Source organism: Micromonospora halotolerans (assembly GCF_032108445.1).
In the GTDB taxonomy this organism is placed as follows: domain Bacteria; phylum Actinomycetota; class Actinomycetes; order Mycobacteriales; family Micromonosporaceae; genus Micromonospora; species Micromonospora halotolerans.
The window spans coordinates 484,062-505,883 of the sequence record NZ_CP134876.1 but is presented as its reverse complement, the minus strand read 5'-3'; the positions used below and the strand labels follow the sequence as shown (position 1 = coordinate 505,883).

The following is a 21,822-nucleotide window of genomic DNA, read 5'->3' as shown; positions in this document are numbered from 1 at the left end:
GGTCAGCTCCGGACGGCCGCGTCGGCCCGGGGGGCGGGCACACCGGCGGCGGCGGTGACCAGGTTGCCGTCCCGGTAGAGCAGTGACCGGCCGGGGCGGGGCACGGCCCAGCCGGTGTCGCCCGGTTCCGGTTCGCCGCCCTCGGGCACCACGACCTGCACGCTGGTCCGGCCCGGGTCGCCGGCCGCGTCGCCCGCCTCGGCGTCGTCGGTGGGCACGTCCAGCGAGACCAGGGAGACGCTGCCGAGGTTCTCCACGACGACGACCTCGCCGGTCAGCGCGCCGGGGACCGCGGTGGGGGAGTAGTCGAGGTATTCGGGGCGGATGCCGTAGACCAGCCGCTCGCCGTCGGCGACCCGGTCGCGGGCGTCGTCGGGCAGCGGTAGCCGGGCGCGGGCCACGGCCAGCTCGTCGCCCCGCACCCGCGCGTCGATCAGATTCATGGGGGTGGAGCCGATGAAGCCGGCGACGAAGGTGTTGGCGGGGCGGCGGAACACCTCGGTGGGGGTGCCGACCTGGCGGATCCGGCCGCCCTCCATCACCGCGATCCGGTCGGCCAGGGCCAGTGCCTCGGCCTGGTCGTGGGTGACGAAGACGGTGGTGACGCCCAGCTCCCGCTGGAGGCGCTTGAGGAAGGTCCGGGCCTCCAGCCGCAGCCGGGCGTCGAGGTTGGACAGCGGCTCGTCGAGCAGGAACACCTGCGGGTGGCAGGCCATCGCCCGGGCCAGGGCGACGCGCTGCTGCTGGCCGCCGGAGAGCTGCCCGGGGCGGCGTTCCAGCAGCCCGGACAGGCCGAGCTCGTCGGCCGTGTCGGCGGCCTTGCTGCCGCGGCTGCGCCGGTCGACCTTCTTGATCCGCAGCGGGTAGGCGATGTTGTCCCGCACGGTCATGTGCGGGAACAGCGCGTAGTCCTGGAAGACCATGGCCACGTCGCGCTTGCCCGGCGGCAGGTTGGTGACGTCCCGCTCGCCGATCCGCACGCTGCCGCCGGAGGCGACCTCCAGGCCGGCGATCGTGCGCAGCAGGGTGGTCTTGCCGCAGCCGGACGGGCCGAGCAGGGCGAAGAACTCCCCGTCGGCGATCTCCAGGTCGAGGGCGTCCAGGGCACGTACCCCACCGGGGTAGACCTTGGTCAGCTCGCGCATGGTGATGGCGGACATCAGCGCTTGATCCCTCCGTGGAAGCGGAACCCGTATCGGCTGCTGACGAAGACGAACATGAGCGCCACCGGCAGCGAGTAGAGCAGCGAGAAGGTGGAGAGCAGCCGCAGGTCGGCCTGCCCGCCCTCGGTGTAGAGGGTGTACATGATCACCGCGGCGGGGGCCTTGTCCGGCCCGCGCAGCAGCAGGAACGGCACCAGGAAGTTGCCCCAGACGTTGGCCACCGCCCACACACCGACGGTGGCCAGGCCGGGACGGACCAGCGGCACCACGATGTGCCGCATGATCTGCAACGGGCTGGCGCCGAAGACCCGGGCCGACTCCTCGTAGGACGTCGGGGTGGAGTCCATGAAGTCCTTGAGGATGAAGATGGCCGCGGGCAGCAGCCCGCCGCTGAGGATCAGGATGACGCCGAGCCGGGAGTCGATCAGGTTGAGCCGGAAGGCCAGCTCGAACAGCGGCACCATGGTGGCGGTGCCGGTGACGATCGAGGACAGCAGCAGCAGGCCGTAGAGCAGGGCGTCGCGGCCGGGCACCCGGACCCGGCTCAGCGCGTACGCGGCGAGGGCCGCGAAGGTCACCACCAGCGCCGCCGTGCCGGCGGCCAGGTAGACCGAGTTGAGCAGCGAGCTCAGCGCGTACGGGTTGTCCAGCAGGGCGCGGAAGTTGTCCAGGGTGAACCGCGGCAGCGAGGCGGTGACGGTCGGGGTGTCGTCGAACGGGGCGGTGGCCAGCCACAGCAGCGGCAGCGCGAAGAAGCCCAGCACGGCGCAGAGGAACGTGTAGCGGCCGATCTGGGCGAGCAGGTGGCGTACCGCGACCGTGGGCCGGGTCGACTCGGTGGTGGGCGCGGTCGCCGTGTCGGTGGTCACGCCGCCTCCTTCCGCCGGCCCAGCATCCGCAGGTAGACCAGCGCGATGACCAGGTTGATCAGCAGCATGATGAACGAGATGGCCGCGCCGAAGCCGAGTTCGCCGCCGGAGAGCGCCACCTTGTAGACGTAGACCGGCAGGATCTCCGAGCGCTGCTCGGGCCCGCCGGCGGTGATCAGGAACGGCGCGAAGTCGTTGAACGTCCAGAGGCTGATCAGCAGCAGGTTGGTCAGCACGTGCCCGCGGATGCGGGGGAAGACCACGTCGCGCAGCTGCTGCCAGGTCGAGGCGCCGGCCAGCCGGGCGGTCTCCAGGTGCGAGCGGGGGACGTTCTCCAGCGCGGCGGCGTAGAGCATCATCGAGAAGGCGGTGCCGCGCCAGGTGTTGAAAACGATGATCGACAGCATCGGGTGGTCCAGCAGCCAGGCCGTCCCGGGGATGCCGAGCAGCGCGTTGAGCGTGCCGGCGTCCCGGTCGAGCAGGGCGATCCAGAGGAAGGCGACCACCGAGCTGGGCAGGATCCAGGAGAGCAGCACGAACCCTTCGACCACCCGGCGCAGCGGGCCGCGGCGGTCGCGCAGCGCGAACGCGATGGCGAAGCCGAGACCGGCCTGGCCGATCACCGCCGAGCCGAGGACGAACTGCAGGGTCAGCAGCAGGGAGGTGCGGAACCGCTCGTCACCGAGGGCCTGGGTGTAGTTGTCCAGGCCGACGACCTCGGGGTGGGCGGCGGCCAGGCCGGTGAGCCGGTAGTTGGTCACGCCCAGGTAGATCGTCCAGGCGGCTGGCACCACGAGGAAGACCAGGATGAGCACCATGGCCGGGACGAGGAACCCGGTGGCCCGGGCCCGGCCGAGCCCGGCGGCGTCGGGGGCCGGGGAGGCGCCCGTGACCGGGCGCACTCCCTCGACCACCTCGTCAGGAGGTGACGTTACCTGGACCACCGACGAACCCTTCGACCTTCTTCTGGTACTCGGCGGCCGCCTCGTCGGCGCTCTTGCCGGCCGTGGCGGCGGCGGTGGCCTCCTGCAGCGCCACCGACACCTGCGGGTACACCGCCAGCGGCGGCCGGTACGCGGTCACCGGCAGCACCTTCTCGGTCACGAAGCTCAGCATCGGGTCGCCCGCGAGGACCTCCTTGTTGACGTCCTGCCGCGCGGTGATGCGGGCCTCGCCGGCGAGTTCGGCCTTGACCGCCTCGGCCGAGTGCATGAACGACAGCAGCTCCCACGCCTGCGAGGGGAACTTCGAGTTGGGGTTGAGCGTCCGCACACCGCCACCGGACATGCTGACGAAGTCCTGGCCCCGGATGCCGGCGCCGGGCTGCTTGGCCGGGATCATCGCGTAGCCGACGGTGGTGTCCCGGTCGGCCATCTTGGCGATGCCGGTTTTCGGGTTGACGACGCTGCGCCAGAAGTAGTCGCCCTCGGCGAGGATGCCGATCTTGCCGGCGGCGAACTCGGCGAACGACTTGTCGCGGCCCTTGGCCTCCTGCTGGAGCTTCGGGTCGCCCAGGCCGCCGCCGTAGACCTTGCCGTAGAAGTCGAGCATGTCCTTGACCGGCTGGGTGGCGCCGGACCACTTGCCGTCCTTGTAGATCTCGCCGCCCGCGCCGACCAGGAGCGGCAGTGCGCCCTGCATGGAGGTGGCCTCGCCCATCGCGGTGCCGGCGTTGATCTGGATCGGCGTCACCCCGGGCAGCGCCTTGAGCTTGGCGCCGGCGTCGAGGATCTCCTGCCAGCTCTTCGGCTGCCAGTCGGCGGGCAGGCCGGCCCGGGCGAAGAGCTTCTTGTTGTAGTAGAGGACCCGGCCGTCGGTGCCGAGCGGGATGGCGTAGCGCTTGTTCTCGAACGAGCCGAGGCCCTGCACGGTCTCCGGGATCTGGGACCAGCCCTCCCAGGATTCGACCTGGTCACCGGCCACCTCGGACAGCGGCTTGAGGTAGCCGGCCTGGACGAACTCGCCGACCCAGATGCCGTCCACGGCGATCACGTCGGCGCCGCCCTTGGAGCGCAGGTCCAGGGCCAGCTTGGTCTTGTACTGCTCGTCGTCGACGCCACTGGGCACGAACGTCACCTTGGCGGTGACGCCCTTGGCCTTCTGCGCCTCGACGAACTTGGGGATGACCCACTTCTCGATCCACTCCGCGCCGGCGGAGTTCTTGCCGCCGACGATGGAATTGGCGGAGATGGTGAGGGTGATGTTCTTGGCGTCCTTACCGGCGGGCTCGTCCGAGCCGCCGCAGGCCGTGGCGGCGAGGGCGACGGCGGTGAAGGCGGCGAGCACGCCGGCGGCGCGTCTCGGCTTGGCTGACATGGGCTGTTTCCCTTCGCAAGGAGGAACTTCGAAGAGACTCGCGGGGTCGCCCCACCGGCCGCACGTCCGCCGCCGGCGGTGCTTGCGGCCACAATGTCATGACAGCCTGACGACGTAAATACCTGTCAGTGAAATGAGCGCGAAACATCCACCGTCACCGCTCGGCGACGGTCACCTCGAGGGAGTAGCGGCTGGCGCGGTAGATGTGGGCGCCGTGCTCGACGTAGCGGCCCTGGTCGTCGTACGCGGTGCGGGTCATGGTGAGCACGGGCGCGCCACGCCGCTCGCCCAGCATCTGTGCCTCGGCGGCCGTGGCGGCCCGCGCCCCGATCCGCTGCTGGGCGCCGCGGATCCGCCGCCCGCCGGCACGCAGGATCGCGTAGAGGCCGTCGGCCTGCAGGGCCGCCATGGTGAGCCGCGGCTGGTCGACCGGCAGCCAGTTCTCCATGAGCGCGAGCGGTTCCCCGTCGGAGAACCGCAGCCGGCGCAGGTGCTGCACCTCGCCGCCGGGTGGCACGCCGAGGGCGGCGGCGACCGCCGGCGGGCAGGCCACGGTGGCCAGCTCCAGCACCGAGGTGGACGGCCGTTGGCCGGCGCGGACCAGGTCGTCGTGCAGGCTGGTCAGCTCGACGGCCCGGCGGACCTCGCCCCGCACCACCTGGGTGCCCACGCCCCGCCGGCGGACGATCAGTCCCTTGTCGACCAGGTGCTGGATGGCCTGCCGCACGGTGGGCCGGGACAGGCCCAGCCGGTCGGCCAGCTGCAACTCGCTGTCCAGGCGGTCACCCGGGGCCAGCTCACCGCGCTGGATCGCCGCGGCGAACTGCTGCGCGACCTGGAAGTAGAGCGGGACCGGGCTGCTGCGGTCGACCGCGATCTCGGGGCCGGTCACGGAATCCTCCTCGCTGCGGCTGCGCGGGATCGGCGTGCTGATGCGCGTCACTGTACCGAAGCGATCACGGAGCGCAGAGCACGGTTGTCATGACAACACATTGACACAACTCGTAGGCACTGTTACCAATCAGGGACGGAATCGAGCTGGCGGACACGCCGACGCCGGCCGGGACGGAGGGCGCCGCATGCTCGATGTGCTCACCATCGGCCGGGTCGGGGTGGACATCTATCCGTTGCAGGTCGCCACGCCGCTGGCCGAGGTCGAGACGTTCGGCAGGTTCCTCGGCGGCAGCCCCACCAACGTGGCGGTCGCGGCCAGCCGGCAGGGCCTGCGCGCCGGGTTGATCACCCGCACCGGCGCCGACGCCTTCGCCGGCTACGTGCACCGGGCGCTGCGCGAGTTCGGTGTGGACGACAGCCAGGTCCGCCCGGTCGACGGGCTGCCCACCCCGATCACCTTCTGCGAGATCTTCCCGCCGGACCACTTCCCGCTGTGGTTCTACCGCACGCCCACGGCCCCCGACCTCCAGATCCGGCCCGAGGAGCTGGACCTCGACGCCGTCACCTCGGCCCGCGTCTTCTGGCTCACCGGCACCGGCCTGTGCCAGCAGCCCAGCCGGGACGCGCACACCGCCGCGCTCGCCGCCCGCGCCGGTCGCCCGCACACCGTGCTGGACCTCGACTACCGGCCGATGTTCTGGCCCGACCCGGCGGCCGCGACCGCGGCCGTCGCCGAGGCGCTGCCCCGGGTCACCGTCGCCGTCGGCAACCTCGACGAGGTGGAGATCGCGGTCGGCACCCGCGACCCGGACCGGGCCGCCGCGCTGCTGCTCGAACGCGGGCCCCGGCTCGCCGTGGTCAAGCTCGGCCCGGAGGGCGTGCTGGCCCGCACCGCCGAGCAGAGCGTACGGGTGCCGCCGGTGCCGGTGGACGTGGTCAACGGGCTGGGCGCCGGCGACGCCTTCGGCGGCGCGCTCTGCCTGGGGCTGCTGCGCGGCTGGCCGCTGGAGCGGACCATGCGCTTCGCCAACGCCGCCGGCGCGATCGTCGCCTCCCGACTGGCCTGCTCCGCCGCCATGCCCGACTACGCCGAGACGGCGGCGCTGGCCGGGGACGCCACACCGCGTCCGGCGCCGTCGACCGCCGCCCTGACAGGAGAAGACCGGTGAGCACCGAGTACGACGCGCTGACCCGCACCCGCGCGCACCGGCCGCAGGCGATCGCCGAAGCCGCCGCCCGCCGTACCCGCCGGCCCTGGCCCGAACCCGGCCGGCCGCTGTTCATCATCGCCGCCGACCACCCGGCCCGCGGCGCCCTCGGCGTACGCGATCGGCCGATGGCCATGGCCGGGCGGGTGGACCTGCTCGACCGGTTGCGCGTGGCGCTGTCCCGGCCCGGCGTCGACGGCGTGCTCGGCACCCCGGACATCCTGGAGGACCTGCTGCTGCTCGGGGCGCTGGAGAACCGCCTGGCCATCGGCTCGATGAACCGCGGCGGCCTCTCCGGCGCCACCTTCGAACTCGACGACCGGTTCACCGCCTACGACGCCGACAGCATCGCCGCGATGCGCTACGACGGCGGCAAGATGCTCTGCCGGATCGACCCGGACGACCCGGCCACCGCCTCCACCCTCCAGGCCTGCGCCCAGGCGGTCACCGCCCTCGCCGCGCACCGCACCGTGGCGCTCGTCGAACCGCTGTGGGTGGCCCGCGACGGCGGCCGGGTCAGCGCCGACCTGCGCCCGGAGGCGGTCATCAAGGGTGTCAGCGTCGGGCAGGCGCTCGGCGCGACCAGCGCGTACACCTGGTTGAAGCTGCCGGCCGTCGACGAGATGGAGCGGGTGATGGCCGCGACCACGCTGCCGGTCCTGCTCCTCGGCGGCGACCCGGTGGAGGCGCCGGACGTCGTGTACGCCCGGTGGGCGCGGGCGTTGCGGCTGCCCGGCGTGCGCGGCCTGGTGGTCGGCCGGGCGCTGCTCTACCCGCCCGCCGACGACGTGGCCGCCGCCGTGGACCTGGCCGGGTCGCTGCTGCCCACCGGGCAGGACGCGTGAGGACCCCCGACGCGCACCTGCCCTGGGGCGGCACGGCCCGCGCGCCGTGGGCGCTGGAGGTCACCCCCGAGCGAGCCGGCTGGACCTACGCCGGGCTGCGGGTGCTCACCCTGCCCGCCGGCGGCGAGGTCAGCTTCACCACCGGCGACGAGGAGATGCTGGTCCTGCCGCTGGCCGGCGCCGCCACCGTGCACTGCGACGGGCTACGGCTCGCGCTGACCGGGCGCGAGTCGGTGTTCGCCGCGGTCACCGACTTCGCCTACCTGCCTCGGGACGCCGACGTGACGATCCGCGGCGCGGGACGCTTCGCGCTGCCGTCGGCGCGGGCCACCCGCCGGCTGTCGCCCCGCTACGGCGCGGCCCGCGACGTGCCGGTGGAACTGCGCGGCGCCGGCCCGGCCAGCCGGCAGGTCAACAACTTCTGCGCGCCGGACGCCTTCGACTGCGACCGGCTGGTCGCCGTGGAGGTGCTCACGCCCGGCGGCAACTGGTCGTCGTACCCGCCGCACAAGCACGAGCAGGAGCGGGCGTACGACGACGGGCGGGTCGAGGCCGCGCTGGAGGAGGTCTACTACTTCGAGGTGGCCGGCGGTGCGCCCGGCGAGGGGCCGGTGGGCTACCAGCGGGTCTACGGCACCGCCGACCGGCCCATCGACGTGCTGGCCGAGGTGCGCACCGGCGACGTGGTGCTCGTCCCCTACGGCTACCACGGGCCGTCGATGGCCGCCCCGGGCTACGACCTCTACTACCTGAACGTGCTGGCCGGACCCGGCGCCGCCCGGACCATGGCCTGTGTGGACGATCCCCGGCACGGCTGGATCCGGGGCAGCTGGGTCGGCCAACCGGTGGACCCGCGGCTGCCGCTGACCCGGCCCGGGACGAAGGAGGCGTGATGCCCAGGTTGACGGTGGCGCAGGCGGTCGTGACGTTCCTGGCCCGGCAGTTCTCCGAGCGCGACGGGCGGCGGCAGCGGCTCGTCCCGGCCTGCTTCGGCATCTTCGGCCACGGCAACGTCGCCGGGCTCGGCGAGGCCCTGGCCACCGCCGGCGCCGACCTGCCGTACCACCTCTGCCGCACCGAGCAGGGCATGGTGCACACGGCCGCGGCGTACGCCCGGATGACCGACCGGCTCAGCACCCTGGCCTGCACCACCTCGATCGGCCCCGGCGCCACGAACCTGGTCACCGGCGCCGCCGGCGCCACCATCAACCGGCTGCCGGTGCTGCTCCTGCCCGGCGACATCTTCGCCACCCGGGTCGCCAACCCGGTGCTCCAGGAGCTGGAGGACCCGCGCTCCTACGACGTGAGCGTCACCGACGCGCTGCGGCCGGTCTCCCGCTACTGGGACCGGATCAACCGGCCCGAGCAGCTGCCCGTGGCGCTGCTCGCCGCCATGCGGGTGCTCACCGACCCGGCGGAGACCGGCGCGGTCACCCTCGCCCTGCCGCAGGACGTGCAGGCCGAGGCGTACGACTGGCCGGACGAGCTGTTCGCCGAACGGGTCTGGCACGTGCCGCGGCCCCGCGCCGACGAGGCGGCGCTGGCCCGCGCGGCCGGGATCGTGCGGGCGGCCCGCCGGCCGCTGCTGGTGGCCGGCGGCGGGGTGATCTACAGCGGGGCGACCGAGGCGCTGCGCCGGTTCGCCGAGGAGCACGGCGTGCCGGTCGCCGAGTCCCAGGCCGGCACCGGCGCGCTGCGGCACGACCATCCGCTCGCCCTCGGCGCGGTCGGCGTCACCGGCACCACCGCCGCCAACGAGATCGCGGCCGGCGCGGACGTGGTGATCGGGGTGGGCACCCGCTACAGCGACTTCACCACCGCCTCCGGCACCCTGTTCGGCGACGGCACGCGGTTCGTCAACCTCAACGTCACCCGCTTCGACGCGGCGAAACTGTCCGGCACGCAGGTCGTCGGCGACGCGCGGGAGAGCCTCACGGTCCTCGGCGAGGCCTGCGCCGGCTGGGCCACCGAGCCGGCGTACCGGGAGTCGGTGACCCGGCTGCGCGAGCGGTGGACGGCCGTCGCGGACCGCGCCCGGCACGCCGACCCGGACGCGCCGCCCACCCAGACCGCGGTGATCGGCGCCGTCAACGACGCCGCCGGCCCGCGCGGCGTGGTGGTGTGCGCCGCCGGGTCGATGCCCGGCGACCTGCACCGGCTGTGGCGCAGCGAGGACCCCAAGAGCTACCACGTCGAGTACGGCTACTCCTGCATGGGCTACGAGATCGCCGGCGGGATCGGGGTGAAGCTGGCCGCGCCGGAGCGCGAGGTGTTCGTGCTGGTCGGCGACGGCTCCTACCTCATGCTGCCCAGCGAGCTGGCCACCGCGGTCGCCGAGGGCGTCAAGCTGGTCGTGGTGCTGGTCGACAACTCCGGCTTCGCCTCGATCGGCCGGCTCTCGGAGAGCGTCGGCGCGCACCGGCTCGGCACCGCCTACGCCGACCGGTCCGGGGAGCCGCTGCCGATCGACCTCGGCGCCAACGCGGCGAGCCTCGGCGCCGACCTGATCCGGGTGTCCACCATGGCGCAGCTCCGCGCGGCGCTGGCGACGGCGAAGGCGGTCACCCGGACCACCGTGGTGCACGTGCGGACCGACCGGTTCGAGGCCGGACCGGACGCCGGCGCCTGGTGGGACGTGCCGGTCGCCGAGGTCTCCACCACCGTGGAGGGGCGGGCCGCCCGGGCGGCGTACGAGGCGGGACGCAAGACCCGGCGCACGCACCTGCATCCCGGCTGACGGATTCCCTGTCACGATGGGGGCCCGACCGGACATGGGACGGACGTGAGCTCCGGGACCGAGCACGAGGAACGCTTCCGACGCGTCTACGCGGCCGACTTCGGGCCGCTGCTGGCGTACGCCCTGCGCCGCGTCGCGCAGCCCGAGGACGCGGCCGACGTCGTCGCCGAGACCTTCCTGGTCGCCTGGCGCCGAAGACGGGACCTGCCGGCCGACGGCGAGGCCCGGCTCTGGCTGTACGGCGTCGCCCGCCGCGTGCTCGCCAACCACCACCGCGGCGGCGTACGCCGGCAGCGGCTGGGGGAGCGGCTACGCCAACGGATCACCGCGGTGATCGGCGGCGACCCGGGCAGCGAGGTGCCGGAACGGCTCGCCATCCGGGCCGCGCTGACCCGGCTGGGGGAGCTGGACCGGGAGGTGCTGCTGCTCACCGTCTGGGAGGGACTCGAACCGCGCGAGGCGGCCGAGGTCCTCCGGGTGAGCCCGGCCGCCGTGCGTACCCGCCTCTCGCGGGCGCGGGCCCGGCTCCGCGAACTCGTCGGTGACGACCTCGGACGACCCGGACATGTACTCGACGTCGTGACCGCACCCGCCCCGAAGGAGGGCAGATGACCGAGGAGCACCTCGACCGGATGGTCCGAGACGCCGACCCTTACCGACCCGATGTCATCGGGCGCCTCGAAGGGGCGAAGCAGGCCCTCCTGGAGGAAATCATGTCCGAACCGACGCTCGACCGCGTCGCCGAAGCACCGCAGCCCCGCTCCCGGGCGCGTCGCGGCCTGGTCCGCCGCCTCGCCGGCCCGCTGACCGCGGCCGCGGCGCTCGTCGGCCTCATCGCCGTGTCCACGATGTTCGGCGCGCCGCCGGGCGACCGCCAGGCCGCCCCGGGGGGCACCTCCGCCGGGCCGACCGCCGGGCCGGCCACCTCCGTCGTCTACTCGCCGGTGGCGTTGAAGGCCGCCGAGCAGAACCCCCGACTGTTGATCGACGAGCCCGGCTGGCGGGTGATCACCGTCTACGGGTTCGCCGAGAAGCAGGGCACCATCGCGTTCGGCAAGGGCGGACGGCAGTTCGACATGAACTGGTACCCGGCCGACCAGTACGACGGCTACCACGCGGACCGGCGCCACGTCAGCGCACCGGAGGCGGTGAAGGTAGACGGGTGGGACGGTGACCTGTTCCGCTACAGCTCGGACGACTTCGCGGTCATGCTCCGCCCCCGCGACGGCGTCTTCGTCGAACTCCGCGCCGGCGGCGGGAACCGGACCGAGTTCGACCGGACCCTCACCCACGTCGTCCGCGTTGACGTGCGGACCTGGCTGGCCGCGCTCCCGCCGGAGATCGTCACGCCGGCCCGCGTGGAGGAGCGGGCCACCGTCGTGCTCGCCGACATTCCCCTGCCGCCGGACTTCGACAAGGCCGCGCTGGCCGGCCTCGGGACCAACGACGCGTACCAGTTCGGTGCCCAGGTGACGTCCCGGATCGGCTGCGCCTGGATCGCCGAATGGCAGCGCGCCAAGCGGGCCGGCGACGACGCCGCCCTCCGGCGGGCCGCCGACGCGCTGCGCAGCAGCCACAACTGGAAGGTGCTGCACCAGATGAAGGACGAGGGCGACTGGCCGGAGGTGTTCTGGGAGACCGCGGACAAGGTCGTCGCCGGGGACGTGCCGCGCGGCTACGACCAGGCGTTGGGCTGCGGCTGACACTCCCTGTCCCGGCCGTGCCGGCGCTCCCGCCGCGGGAGCGCCGGCACGGCGGCCCGTAGGGTGGGCGTCGTGATCACCTGCGTCGTGCACTACACCGTCGACCCCGCGCAGATCGAGGCGTTCGAACGCTTCGCCCGCGAGTGGATGCGGCTGGTGGCCAAGCACGGCGGCGTGCACCACGGCTACTTCCTGCCCGCCGAGGGAGCCAGCGACCGGGCCGAGGCTTTGTTCAGCTTCGAGAGCCTGGCGGCGTACGAGCGCTACCGCGCACGGTTCGGCGACGACCCGGAGTTCGTGGCGGCCGACCGGATCCGCGACGAGTCGGGCTGCGTCCTGCGCTACGAACGCACCTTCATGCGCCCACTCCTGCCGACCGACTGATCCCACGATCTCCCGCCACCCGTGCGGAACCTGGGGCGGTGCGCAGCATCAGGAGCGGCATCTGCGGGGTGAGCGGCCGTCGGTGCGCATGGCGCGGCTCGTGTGAGGGGGGTTTCGTTGACCCGGCCTCGCGACCTTTCCTACGGTTCACGTCACGATGACACCCGCGCCGCCCGTAGTGAGGAGACCCCCGCATGGCTGACTTCGTCGGCGCCGTGGACCAGGGCACCACCAGCACCCGTTTCATGATCTTCGACCATGGCGGCAACGAGGTCGGCCGCCACCAGCTCGAACACCAGCAGATCCTGCCGCGGGCGGGCTGGGTCGAGCACAACCCTCTGGAGATCTGGGAACGGACCCAGACGGTGGTCCAGACCGCGATGAACGAGCACGGCCTGGCCGGCTCCGACCTCGCCGCGCTCGGCATCACCAACCAGCGTGAGACCACGGTGGTGTGGAACCGCCGGACCGGCCGGCCCTACTACAACGCGATCGTCTGGCAGGACACCCGCACCGACCGGATCGCCTCGGCGCTGGAACGCGAGGGCCGGGGCGACGTCATCCGGAGCCGGGCGGGGCTGCCGCCGGCGACGTACTTCTCCGGCGGGAAGATCCAGTGGATCCTGGAGAACGTCGACGGGGTCCGGGAGGCGGCCGAGCGGGGCGAGGCCGTCTTCGGCAACACCGACACCTGGCTGCTGTGGAACCTGACCGGCGGCACCGAGGGCGGCGTGCATGTCACCGACCCCACCAACGCCAGCCGCACGATGCTCATGAACCTGGAGACGCTCGACTGGGACGACGAGATGCTGTCGTTCTTCGGCATCCCGCGGGCCATGCTGCCCGAGATCCGGCCGTCCTCCGACCCGCGCTCCTACGGCAGCACGGTGCCGCACGGGCCGTTCAGCAGCCCCGTCCGGATCACCGGTGACCTGGGCGACCAGCAGGCCGCCACGGTGGGGCAGGTCTGCTTCGCGCCGGGCGAGGCGAAGAACACGTACGGCACGGGCAACTTCATGCTGGTCAACACCGGCACCGACATCGTGCGGTCCACGGCCGGGCTGCTCACCACGGTCTGCTACCAGTTCGGCGACGAGGCGCCGGTCTACGCGCTGGAGGGTTCGATCGCGGTCACCGGCTCGGCCGTGCAGTGGCTGCGCGACCAGCTCAAGATCATCAGCAGCGCCGCGCAGAGCGAGATCCTGGCCCGTCAGGTCGAGGACAACGGCGGCGTGTACTTCGTGCCGGCGTTCTCCGGGCTGTTCGCCCCGTACTGGCGCTCCGACGCCCGCGGCGCGATCGTCGGACTGTCCCGGTTCAACACCGACGCGCACATCGCCCGGGCCACCCTGGAGTCGATCTGCTACCAGAGCCGCGACGTGGCCGAGGCCATGGAGCAGGACTGCGGGGTGCCCCTGGAGTGCCTGAAGGTCGACGGCGGCGTCACGGTCAACGACCTCTGCATGCAGCTCCAGGCGGACATCCTCGGTGTGCCGGTCAGCCGCCCGGTGGTCGCCGAGACCACCGCCCTGGGCGCCGCCTACGCGGCCGGGCTCGCCGTCGGGTTCTGGAAGAGCACCGACGAACTGCGCGAGAACTGGAACGAGAGCCGGCGCTGGCAGCCGACCTGGTCGCCGGAGCAGCGCGAGACCGGCTACGCCCGGTGGAAGAAGGCGGTCGGCCGCACCCTCGACTGGGTCGACGTCGACTGAGGGTGCCGGTCCCGCACCGATCCGGTCAGCGCAGCGCGATGGTGACCGTGGCGGTCAGGCCGTCGACGCGGCGGTGCAGGCTCAGCGAGTCGGCCAGGTGGTCCGCCAGCCAGAGGCCCCGGCCGCCCGCCGCGTCCCCGGCGACCTGCCGGATCGGCGGCGCGTCGACGCCCGCCCCATGATCGACGACGTCGCAGAGCAGGAGGTCGCCCTGCCGCCGCAGGTGCAGCTGGCCCGCGCCGCCGCCGTGGCGTACGGCGTTGGTGGCCAGCTCGTGGACCGCCAGGACGAAGTCCTCGGCGGGCTCGCCCGCCAGCCCCGCCGCCGCGAGGGCCGCGGCGACGGCATGCCGCAGCTCCGTGATGGTGGCCGCCGTGAAGGCCCGGGAGAGCAGAGACGACGTCTCCCCTCGCGCGTGCCCGGCCCCCGTGGAGTTGATGTCGGCCGGCGGTCCGGAACCGCCCATGGGAAAAGAGGCTACCTGCATTCCGCTTATCCGCCCGCCTCACCCCGGCCCGGCCGCCCTACCCCGGTGTGCCGGCGGGCTCCGGCGGGATCCGCAGCACGAGCAGGGCGATGTCGTCGTCGCTGCTGGCGGCGAACCGGGCCAGCAACTCGTCGCAGAGCTGCTCGGCGGTCGACCCGTGCCGGCCGGTGAGGCTCCGCACCAGCTCCGCCAACCCGTCGTCGATGATCGCGTCGCGCCGGTCGATCAGGCCGTCGGTGTACAGGACGACGGCGCTGCCGGGCGCGAGGGTGACCCGGTGGTCGCCGCGCGCGACGCCGGCCTGGACGCCCAGCAGCATCTCCGGCGGCGTGCGCAGCAGGGTCGCGGTCCCGTCGGGGGCGACCAGGACCGGCGGCGGGTGCCCGGCGTTGGACCACGACAGGGTGTGTACGCCGTTGCCGGCCTGCTCCAGCCGGGCCAGGACCGCGGTCGCCAACACGTTCACGCCCAGGCCCCGCGTCGTCGCCTCCAGGCCCTCCAGCACCCCGCCCGGCGGCTTCCCCGCCGTGTACGCGACCCCGCGCAGCACGTTGCGGATCTGCGCCATGGCCGCGGCGGCCTGCTGGTCGTGGCCCGCCACGTCCCCGATTACCAGGGTGAGGGCGCCGTCGGGCAGCAGGAACGCGTCGTACCAGTCGCCGCCGATCCGCGCGCGTTCCGCCGCGGGCTGGTAGCGGACCGCCACCTCGGTCCCGGGCGGCTGGGCGGGTGGGGTCAGCAGGCTGCGTTGCAGCCGCTCGGAGAGGTCCCGTTCCAGGATCGCGACCCGCCGCTCGGCCTGGCGCGCCTGGGCCCGCTGCAGCGCCTGTGCCACCGTCGCGCCCAGCAGCCGCACGAACCCCACGTAGCCGTCGTCGAGGGGGAGGTGCTGGCTCAGCCGTGCCACCAGGACCGTCTCCGCGGACGGTGCCGGGCCCGGCAGGCGCATCCGCATCACGGGGACGTCGGCCGTCGTCTCCAGCGCGAAGTCCCCGTCGCGGAGGATCGTCGACGACAGCGCGGGCAGCGGTGGGCGACCGGCGTCGCCGGCGGCGTCTGCGACGAGGATGTCGACGTCCGGCAGGTCCTGCGGATCGGTGCGCAGCACCCGCAGAGCCCGGTCGAGGATCTCCGCCGGGTCCTCGAGGCCGCTGAGGGCGTCGCTGAGCCCGACCAGCATGATCAGCCGCCGCTGGGACAGCACCTGCGTGGTGGTCTCCGTCGCGATGTCGATCACGCCCTCGGCCCGGCCGTCCGGGCCGCGGACCGCGGAGTAGGAGAACGTGAAGAAGCACTCCTCGGGATAGCCGCGCCGGTCCATGAGCAGCCGCATGTCCCGCGTCCAGGTCGCGCGCCCGGTCGACCGCACCGAGCGGAGCATCGGCCCGATGACGTCCCAGATCTCGGCGAACACCCGCGCCGCGGGGGCGCCGAGCGCGGCCGGATGCTTCTGCCCGATCAACTCGACGTAGGCCTGGTTGTAGACCATGACGAACTCCGGGCCCCAGAACAGCGTCACCGGGAACCGGGAGTGCAGGGTGAGGTCGACGGCCGCACGCAACGTCGGGCTCCAGTCGCGCACCGGGCCCAGTGACGTGGACGCCCAGTCCACCTCGCGGTACGCCGAGCGCAGCGTCCCTGCCGGCTCGAACAGCTCATCCACCGCCCGACCATAGCCCCACCCTCCTACCCCGGTCGGGCGCTGGGCTCAGGGGGTGCCCGAGCCCACGGCGTCGTCCGGTCGGAGTCGCCGCTCGGGCGCCGGGCCGGTCCCGTCCGGCTCGTCGCCGGTCGGGGGCGGCCCGCGGTGCGGGCGGGCGAGCCCGGCGGCGACCGCGCCGAGAGCGATCGTCGCGGCGGCGCACAGCAGCAGGGTGTGCCGGGCGCCGAGCGCGGCCGTCAGGGGGCCGCCGAGCATGGTGCCGAGTGGCACCGCCAGGACGACCACCGCGCCGTGGGCGGCCAGGGCCTGCGGGAGCCTCGCGCCGGTGACGCTGCGCTGGAACAGCGCCATCGACGTGGACGTGTAGGGAGCCCAGAGGAGGCCGGCCAGGGCGAAGGCCGGCAGCGAGAGGCCGACGGGCACGTCCAGGCCGAGCGGCAGCATGGCGGCGCCGAACCCGACCACGATGCCGATGATGGTGGGCCACAGCGGCCAGCGGCGCAGGTGGCCGGTGGCGAGACCGCCGAGGAGGGAACCGGCGCCGAACGCCGTGTAGTACAGCCCGAGGGTCGTCGCGGAGCCGCGCAGCTCTTCGGTGACCAGGACGGGCATGGCCACGTAGAACGGGCCGAAGAGCAGGAAGAACCCGAAGGTCACGGCCAGCAGGCCGCGCAGGGCCCGGTGCTCGCGGATGACGCCGAAGCCGGCCGTGCGGGACGGGATCGCCTCCGTCGGCGCCGCGCGCCTGCCGGCGGGAACGACGAGGCGGTAGGTGAGGGCCAGCACGGCGAAGCTGAGCGCGTCGAGCGCGAGGACCCACACCGGCCCGGCCACGCCGATCAGGAGGCCCGCCAGCGGCGGGCCGGCGATGGTGGCGGCCTGGCCCAGGATGGCGAACACCGCGTTGGCCGGCAGGTGATCCCGTTCGGGCAGCAGCTCGGCGATCAGCGTGAAGCGTCCGGCGGAGCCCCACGAGTGCAGCAGCGAGGACGCGGCGAGCAGGGCCACGTACACGCCGATGCTGAGTGCCCCGGCGAGGTGGGCGGCGGGGATGGCGGCGAGGGCGCCGGCGCGCAGGACGGCGTCCCAGCCGGCGAGCTGCGCCCCGCTCCGACCGGCCAGGAGCCGGCCGAAGGCGATGGTGCCGGCGGCGCTGGGCAGGGTGTACGCCGCCAGCGCGACGGCCGTCCACGTGCCGCGCTGACCCTGGGGCGCGAGCTGCAACGCCAGCCAGGTCACCGCGACCAGGGCCATGCCGTCACCCAGGGCGGACACCGCCAGCCCGGGCAGGACCCGGCGCAGCAGCGGATGACTCACCACCGGCCAGTAGGGCGAGGATCGCGGAAAGCGGGGCGGCACGGCGTCCGGGGGCATGGGCCCACCCGACACGACCGGGGCGCCGCTCCACAACGAAATCGCCTCAGGGCAGAAGTCGAGCGGACCCGGCCCCCGGTGGAAGTGGCGCTCCGGTCTCCTTTGTCGGCCTTGCGACATGGCGAGATCGGCTCGAAATGAGGACGGGAAGGAGCTTTGTGAAATGCGGGTGACAGGTGCGCGACGGCCCCGCGGAAAGTGAACAGCCAACCAATGTGGAAGCGCTTTTCCGACAGTGTTCCGGAATTGCCGAACAGCAGTGGAGGCACGGTATTTCCCCTGCTCATGGCCCAGGTATCGCCAGTGCGGAGAGAACCGGCAATGGTCGCACGCCGACCCCCTCGGGGTAAATGGCTGAGTCTGTTTGGTAGCAGGAGCCTGGTGAAGGAAATTCAGCGCCGCAGAATTCGAGGGCGACCGGGGGAATTGTCGACCCGGCGGCTCTCATCTTCAGGAGGTAACACCGCATGAGTCCAATGACATCGGGCGGACGCGGGGGGACGGTCATGCGCCGTACCCTTTTCGCGTTGGCCGCCGCGATCGTCGCCACCGGCGCCCTCGGGGCGCCGGCCATGGCCGACGGCAAACCCGTCACACCGTCGACCCAGCCGGCCGAGGCCGTGCCGGGCGGGTTCGCCAGTTGGCGTGCGCTGTTCGCCGAGCAGGACCGGCTCAACGCGGCGGCCGGCGAGATCACGGCCGCCCGCGGCGAGGGCTTCGCCGGCGTGGTCGCCGCGCCCGAGGCCCGGAGGCTCACCGTCTACTGGAAGGGTCGGGTGCCCGGGTCGGTCCGTGACCTGGCCCGGCGGCTCTCCGTGCCGGTGACGTTCAAGCCGGCCCGGTTCCACCAGCGCGAGATGGTCGCCGAGGCGCAGCGGCTCGCCGCCGACCCGCGGGCCGTCTCGGTGGCAGCCAAGGTCGACGGCAGCGGGCTCGCGGTGACCGTCTCCGGGAAGGCGCTGGCGTCGGGCAGGCGGGACGTCCTGCGTACCGCGCGGCTGCCGCTCAGCGTGAGCACCACGCCGAGCGCCACGCCGCTCAACCGCCAGAACGACTTCGCCCCCTACTGGGGCGGGGCGCGCTACTACGCCGGCGGCGGCTGCACCACGGGCTTCGGGGTGTACTGGAACGACGCCCGGCAGATCCTCAGTGCCGGGCACTGCGGCGCGAACGGCCAGGTCGCGTACGACGGTGGTGGCCCCACCAACACCATGGGCCCGATCATCAACGACTGGAACCCGCGGGACACTTTGATGATCAGGGTCGCGGCCGGCGGCCGGATCTACACGGGGCCGTACAACGCGGCCACCAGCATCGGTGTCGGCGGCGCCGCCTCGGACTACGTCGGCAACTACGTCTGCACCGGTGGTTCCTCCAGCGGTGAGCACTGCAGCCTGCGGGTCGACGTGGTCAACCAGTTCGTCAACATCGGGTACGTGATCGGGCCGGTGACGCAGGCCAACCACATCGTCGCCGGGGGCTGCGCCGCCGCGCCGGGCGACAGCGGCGGACCGGTGTACTCGTACCGGTCGGACGGCCGGGTCGACGCGCGCGGCACGGTCTCCGCCGGCGTGCTCGGCACGGCGACCTGCCCGGGCGTGAGCCCCAACGGCTCGCGGACCGTCTGGTACGCCCCGCTGCTGCGGCCCGTGGGTGACGCCCAGATCGGGTCGCTGACCTACTACGGCGCCTCGCTCATCCAGGGCTGAGGCCCCGACGCCGCAACGCCGGCGTACCGCGGAACCGAACAGCGTGGGCCGGTCCATCCGGGACCGGCCCACGCCGGCGCCTTGGGCGGCCGTCAAGAAGCGGTTCCGGCCGGTTCACCCGCCGGGCGGCGCTGGCAGACTGGGGCGATGCCCTCCGCCGAGACGACTTCGCCGCCCGTGCCCCGCCGCCGCACCCGGGCGCTCGTCGCGGTGGCCGTCGCGCTCGCCGTGGTGGGCGGGGTCGGCGCCTGGGCACTGCGCGACCGGGTCGCCGGCGACGGTGGCGCGGCGGCACCGGGTGGGGTGGCCGCGGTCGCCGGCCCGGCGGGCGGTGGCCGGGACTGCGCGGGCCGGCCGGCCCGGGCGACCCGCGAGCTGCGCGGCATGTGGATCACGACGGTGAACAACATCGACTGGCCGAGCCGGCGCGGGCTGCCGGCCGACGCCGCCCGGGCCGAGTTCCGCGGGTGGCTGGACCTGGCGGTGCGGCGCCACCACAACGCGGTCTTCGTGCACGTGCGGCCGAGCGGGGACGCGCTCTGGCCGTCGAACTACGCGCCCTGGTCGGAGTGGCTGACCGGGCGCCGCGACGGCCGCGACCCGGGCTGGGACCCGATGGAGTTCATGGTCGCCGAGGCGCACGCCCGCAACCTGGAGTTCCACGCCTGGTTCAACCCCTACCGCGGCGGCCAACCGGCCACCGTGGGCGGACCGGGCCCCCACCTGGACCAGCTCGCGCCGACCCACCCGCTGCGGCGGCACCGCGACTGGGTGGTGACCTATCCCAGCGCGGACAAGCCCGGCAGCCGCCTCTACTTCAACCCCGGCATCCCCGAGGCGCGCCGGTTCGTCGAGGACGCGATGCTGGAGGCGGTCCAGCGGTACGACGTCGACGGGGTGCACTTCGACGACTTCTTCTACCCCTATCCGGAGGCCGGGCAGGACTTCCCGGACGACGCGGCGTTCGCCCGCTACGGCGGGCGGTTCGCCGACCGGCACGCCTGGCGCCGGGACAACGTGAACACCCTCGTGCGGGAGATGAGCGAGCGGATCAAGGCGATCAAGCCGTGGGTGAAGTTCGGCATCAGCCCGTTCGGCATCTGGCGCAACAAGCGCACCGACCCGGCCGGCTCACCCACCGCCGGCCTGCAGAGCTACGACGACATCTACGCCGACACCCGGCTGTGGGTACGGCGGCAGTGGCTGGACTACGTCGTGCCGCAGCTCTACTGGCACATCGGATTCGGCAAGGCCGACTACGCCAAGCTGCTGCCGTGGTGGGCGGCCACGGTGCGCGGCACCCGGGTGCAGCTCTACATCGGCCAGGCCGACTACCGGGTCGGCGAGCGCGGCGCCTGGCGGGATCCGGCCGAGCTGGACCGGCAGCTCGCGTTGAACCGGCGGCACGGGGTGAGCGGGAGCGTGCACTTCAGCGCCCGCCAGGTGCGCGCCGACCGGCTCGGGGCGGTCAGCCGGTACAGCCGGGCGCACTACGCCGCCCCCGCGCTGCTGCCCACGATGGCCCAGCTGCCGGCGGCGCCGCCGCCCGCACCCGCCCTCACCGGCGTGCGGCGTCAGGACACCGGCGGTGTGGCGCTGACCTGGCGCGGCGACGACGCCGTGGGCTTCGCCGTCTACCGGGTGGACGGCGGCACGGCCCGGCTCGTCGGCACCACCCGTGGTCGGGACTGGGTGGATCCGGCCGCTCCGGCCGGCGCACCCCTCACCTACTGCGTCTCCGGGCTGGACCGCAGCGGCAACGAGGGCGGGCTCAGCGCACCGGCGTCCGTCGCGTGACGGTGGCGGGAGGCGCCCCGCCCGGTACGTCGGCCGCACCGGGGCCCGCCGCCGTGGCCGGCCCCGGGTCGTCGGGCGGCTGCGGCGGGTCGGGCGGCTGGGGCGGTGAGATCCAGGTGACCAGCACCACCGAGATGATCATGAGGAGGAACCACGAGGCGAGCTTCGCCGGCGAGACCAGGTGCCAACCGCCCAGCTGGCTGGGGTAGAGCCAGGCGTTCGACCAGGTCGCGATGTTCTCGGCGAGCCAGATGAAGAAGGCGACGAGGAGGAAGGCCAGCAGCAGCGGCATGCGCCACCGGAACCGGAAGATGCGGAACTGCATGACGCAGCGGCCGAACACGAGCGCGACGGCGGCGATGAGCAGCCACCGCACGTCGACGACGTAGTGGTTGGTGAAGAAGTTGGCATAGATCGCCGCGGCCAGCACCGCCGTCACCCAGCGCCTCGGGTAGCGGGTGAAACGCAGGTCGAACAGCCGGTTCACCCGGGCCAGGTAGGAGCCGACCGCGGCGTACATGAAGCCGCTGAACAGGGGCACCGCGCCGACCCTCAGCAGGCCGTCGGACGCGTAGGACCAGGAGCCGACCTCGGTTTTGAACAACTCCATGGCCGTGCCGACGAGGTGGAACAGCACCACCACCCGCAGCTCGCGCAGGGTCTCCAGGCGGCCGGCCACCATCGCGACCTGGATGGCGACGGCCGCGAGCGTCAGGAAGTCGTTGCGGGCGAACGCCGGGTCCCGCGGATACCAGAGATGCGCCGCGAAGATGACCGCCAGCATCGCCCCGCCGAAGACGCAGGCCCAGGCCTGTTTGAGCCCGAAGACCGCGAACTCGATGAGCCAGCCGGCCGGCCCGTGCCGGGGCAGCCGGGCGAGAATCGCGCGCGAGCGGGTGTCGATGGCGCGTTCGGCCGTGGTCAGGGCGGCCGGTCCGGACGGGTTGAGCATCACCCTCGA

Annotated in this window: 19 protein-coding genes; 10 read left to right on the top strand and 9 right to left on the bottom strand. The window is 73.4% G+C overall.

Annotated features, from left to right (window positions below):
- Positions 1 to 2: 2 nt before the first annotated feature.
- The 5 genes from RMN56_RS02230 to RMN56_RS02210 all read right to left on the bottom strand — a co-directional run bounded on the left by RMN56_RS02230 (position 3) and on the right by RMN56_RS02210 (position 5,240).
- The gene (locus RMN56_RS02230) at positions 3 to 1,160 is read right to left on the bottom strand and encodes an ABC transporter ATP-binding protein (protein WP_313722192.1); all 1,158 of its coding nucleotides are present in this window, start codon (positions 1,158 to 1,160) and stop codon (positions 3 to 5) included.
- The gene (locus tag RMN56_RS02225; RefSeq protein WP_313722191.1) at positions 1,160 to 2,032 is read right to left on the bottom strand and encodes a carbohydrate ABC transporter permease; all 873 of its coding nucleotides are present in this window, start codon (positions 2,030 to 2,032) and stop codon (positions 1,160 to 1,162) included. The genes RMN56_RS02230 and RMN56_RS02225 overlap by 1 nt, the downstream gene beginning before the upstream one ends.
- Complete coding sequence (locus tag RMN56_RS02220) at positions 2,029 to 2,976, bottom strand: carbohydrate ABC transporter permease (RefSeq protein WP_313722189.1); 948 nt, start codon at positions 2,974 to 2,976, stop codon at positions 2,029 to 2,031. Before RMN56_RS02220 ends, RMN56_RS02225 begins: the two co-directional genes overlap by 4 nt.
- Positions 2,951 to 4,348, bottom strand: a complete 1,398-nt coding sequence (locus tag RMN56_RS02215) for an extracellular solute-binding protein (RefSeq protein ID WP_313722188.1) — start codon at positions 4,346 to 4,348, stop codon at positions 2,951 to 2,953. The genes RMN56_RS02220 and RMN56_RS02215 overlap by 26 nt, the downstream gene beginning before the upstream one ends.
- A 154-nt stretch (positions 4,349 to 4,502) precedes the next feature.
- Entirely contained in the window at positions 4,503 to 5,240 is a 738-nt protein-coding gene (locus tag RMN56_RS02210) for a GntR family transcriptional regulator (RefSeq protein ID WP_313722187.1), read from the bottom strand.
- A 187-nt stretch (positions 5,241 to 5,427) separates the two neighbouring features.
- On the opposite strand from RMN56_RS02210, the gene iolC reads away from it, so the two are divergent.
- The 8 genes from iolC to glpK all read left to right on the top strand — a co-directional run bounded on the left by iolC (position 5,428) and on the right by glpK (position 13,831).
- A complete protein-coding gene (gene iolC / locus RMN56_RS02205; RefSeq protein ID WP_313722186.1) occupies positions 5,428 to 6,411 on the top strand; it encodes a 5-dehydro-2-deoxygluconokinase in 984 nt (327 codons plus the stop codon).
- Entirely contained in the window at positions 6,408 to 7,295 is an 888-nt protein-coding gene (locus RMN56_RS02200; protein ID WP_313722185.1) for a Cgl0159 family (beta/alpha)8-fold protein, read from the top strand. Before iolC ends, RMN56_RS02200 begins: the two co-directional genes overlap by 4 nt.
- On the top strand, positions 7,292 to 8,188 hold the full coding sequence (gene iolB, locus RMN56_RS02195; RefSeq protein ID WP_313722184.1) for a 5-deoxy-glucuronate isomerase: 897 nt from the start codon (positions 7,292 to 7,294) through the stop codon (positions 8,186 to 8,188). Before RMN56_RS02200 ends, iolB begins: the two co-directional genes overlap by 4 nt.
- A complete protein-coding gene (gene iolD, locus RMN56_RS02190) occupies positions 8,188 to 10,032 on the top strand; it encodes a 3D-(3,5/4)-trihydroxycyclohexane-1,2-dione acylhydrolase (decyclizing) (protein ID WP_313722183.1) in 1,845 nt (614 codons plus the stop codon). Before iolB ends, iolD begins: the two co-directional genes overlap by 1 nt.
- 45 nt (positions 10,033 to 10,077) lie before the next feature.
- Positions 10,078 to 10,644 carry an RNA polymerase sigma factor gene (locus tag RMN56_RS02185; protein WP_313722182.1) on the top strand — a complete coding sequence of 189 codons (567 nt, stop codon included), beginning with the start codon at positions 10,078 to 10,080 and terminating at the stop codon, positions 10,642 to 10,644.
- Positions 10,641 to 11,735 carry a hypothetical protein gene (locus RMN56_RS02180; RefSeq protein WP_313722180.1) on the top strand — a complete coding sequence of 365 codons (1,095 nt, stop codon included), beginning with the start codon at positions 10,641 to 10,643 and terminating at the stop codon, positions 11,733 to 11,735. Before RMN56_RS02185 ends, RMN56_RS02180 begins: the two co-directional genes overlap by 4 nt.
- A gap of 72 nt (positions 11,736 to 11,807) precedes the next feature.
- Positions 11,808 to 12,119, top strand: a complete 312-nt coding sequence (locus tag RMN56_RS02175) for an NIPSNAP family protein (RefSeq protein WP_313722179.1) — start codon at positions 11,808 to 11,810, stop codon at positions 12,117 to 12,119.
- 194 nt (positions 12,120 to 12,313) lie between these two features.
- On the top strand, positions 12,314 to 13,831 hold the full coding sequence (glpK, locus tag RMN56_RS02170; RefSeq protein WP_313722178.1) for a glycerol kinase GlpK: 1,518 nt from the start codon (positions 12,314 to 12,316) through the stop codon (positions 13,829 to 13,831).
- Positions 13,832 to 13,856: 25 nt separating this feature from the next.
- Here glpK and RMN56_RS02165 read toward each other — a convergent pair whose 3' ends face one another.
- From RMN56_RS02165 to RMN56_RS02155, 3 genes are read right to left on the bottom strand one after another with little or no spacing between them, the layout of a single operon-like run.
- Positions 13,857 to 14,297, bottom strand: coding sequence for an ATP-binding protein (locus tag RMN56_RS02165; protein ID WP_313722177.1), 441 nt, complete (start codon positions 14,295 to 14,297; stop codon positions 13,857 to 13,859).
- A gap of 58 nt (positions 14,298 to 14,355) precedes the next feature.
- A complete protein-coding gene (locus RMN56_RS02160) occupies positions 14,356 to 15,981 on the bottom strand; it encodes a PP2C family protein-serine/threonine phosphatase (RefSeq protein ID WP_313722176.1) in 1,626 nt (541 codons plus the stop codon).
- Positions 15,982 to 16,026: 45 nt separating this feature from the next.
- Positions 16,027 to 17,355, bottom strand: coding sequence for an MFS transporter (locus tag RMN56_RS02155; protein ID WP_313722175.1), 1,329 nt, complete (start codon positions 17,353 to 17,355; stop codon positions 16,027 to 16,029).
- A 506-nt stretch (positions 17,356 to 17,861) separates the two neighbouring features.
- On the opposite strand from RMN56_RS02155, the gene RMN56_RS02150 reads away from it, so the two are divergent.
- Together RMN56_RS02150 and RMN56_RS02145 are read left to right on the top strand one after the other, a co-directional pair.
- Positions 17,862 to 19,064 carry a S1 family peptidase gene (locus tag RMN56_RS02150; protein WP_313722174.1) on the top strand — a complete coding sequence of 401 codons (1,203 nt, stop codon included), beginning with the start codon at positions 17,862 to 17,864 and terminating at the stop codon, positions 19,062 to 19,064.
- A gap of 147 nt (positions 19,065 to 19,211) precedes the next feature.
- Entirely contained in the window at positions 19,212 to 20,861 is a 1,650-nt protein-coding gene (locus tag RMN56_RS02145) for a glycoside hydrolase family 10-like protein (RefSeq protein WP_313722173.1), read from the top strand.
- Here the strand turns inward: RMN56_RS02145 and RMN56_RS02140 are convergent.
- Positions 20,836 to 21,813 (bottom strand): DUF817 domain-containing protein, encoded by a 978-nt coding sequence (locus RMN56_RS02140; RefSeq protein ID WP_313722172.1) that lies wholly within the window; start codon positions 21,811 to 21,813, stop codon positions 20,836 to 20,838. The genes RMN56_RS02145 and RMN56_RS02140 overlap by 26 nt on opposite strands.
- Positions 21,814 to 21,822 lie beyond the last annotated feature (9 nt).

Coding starts and splice junctions, on each gene's coding strand:
- RMN56_RS02230 (WP_313722192.1), bottom strand. CDS start 1,160: ATGTCCGCCATCACCATGCGCGAGCTGACCAAGGTCTACCCCGGTGGG.
- RMN56_RS02215 (WP_313722188.1), bottom strand. CDS start 4,348: ATGTCAGCCAAGCCGAGACGCGCCGCCGGCGTGCTCGCCGCCTTCACC.
- iolC (WP_313722186.1), top strand. CDS start 5,428: ATGCTCGATGTGCTCACCATCGGCCGGGTCGGGGTGGACATCTATCCG.
- iolD (WP_313722183.1), top strand. CDS start 8,188: ATGCCCAGGTTGACGGTGGCGCAGGCGGTCGTGACGTTCCTGGCCCGG.
- RMN56_RS02180 (WP_313722180.1), top strand. CDS start 10,641: ATGACCGAGGAGCACCTCGACCGGATGGTCCGAGACGCCGACCCTTAC.
- glpK (WP_313722178.1), top strand. CDS start 12,314: ATGGCTGACTTCGTCGGCGCCGTGGACCAGGGCACCACCAGCACCCGT.
- RMN56_RS02165 (WP_313722177.1), bottom strand. CDS start 14,297: ATGGGCGGTTCCGGACCGCCGGCCGACATCAACTCCACGGGGGCCGGG.
- RMN56_RS02155 (WP_313722175.1), bottom strand. CDS start 17,355: ATGCCCCCGGACGCCGTGCCGCCCCGCTTTCCGCGATCCTCGCCCTAC.
- RMN56_RS02150 (WP_313722174.1), top strand. CDS start 17,862: ATGCGCCGTACCCTTTTCGCGTTGGCCGCCGCGATCGTCGCCACCGGC.
- RMN56_RS02145 (WP_313722173.1), top strand. CDS start 19,212: ATGCCCTCCGCCGAGACGACTTCGCCGCCCGTGCCCCGCCGCCGCACC.
- RMN56_RS02140 (WP_313722172.1), bottom strand. CDS start 21,813: ATGCTCAACCCGTCCGGACCGGCCGCCCTGACCACGGCCGAACGCGCC.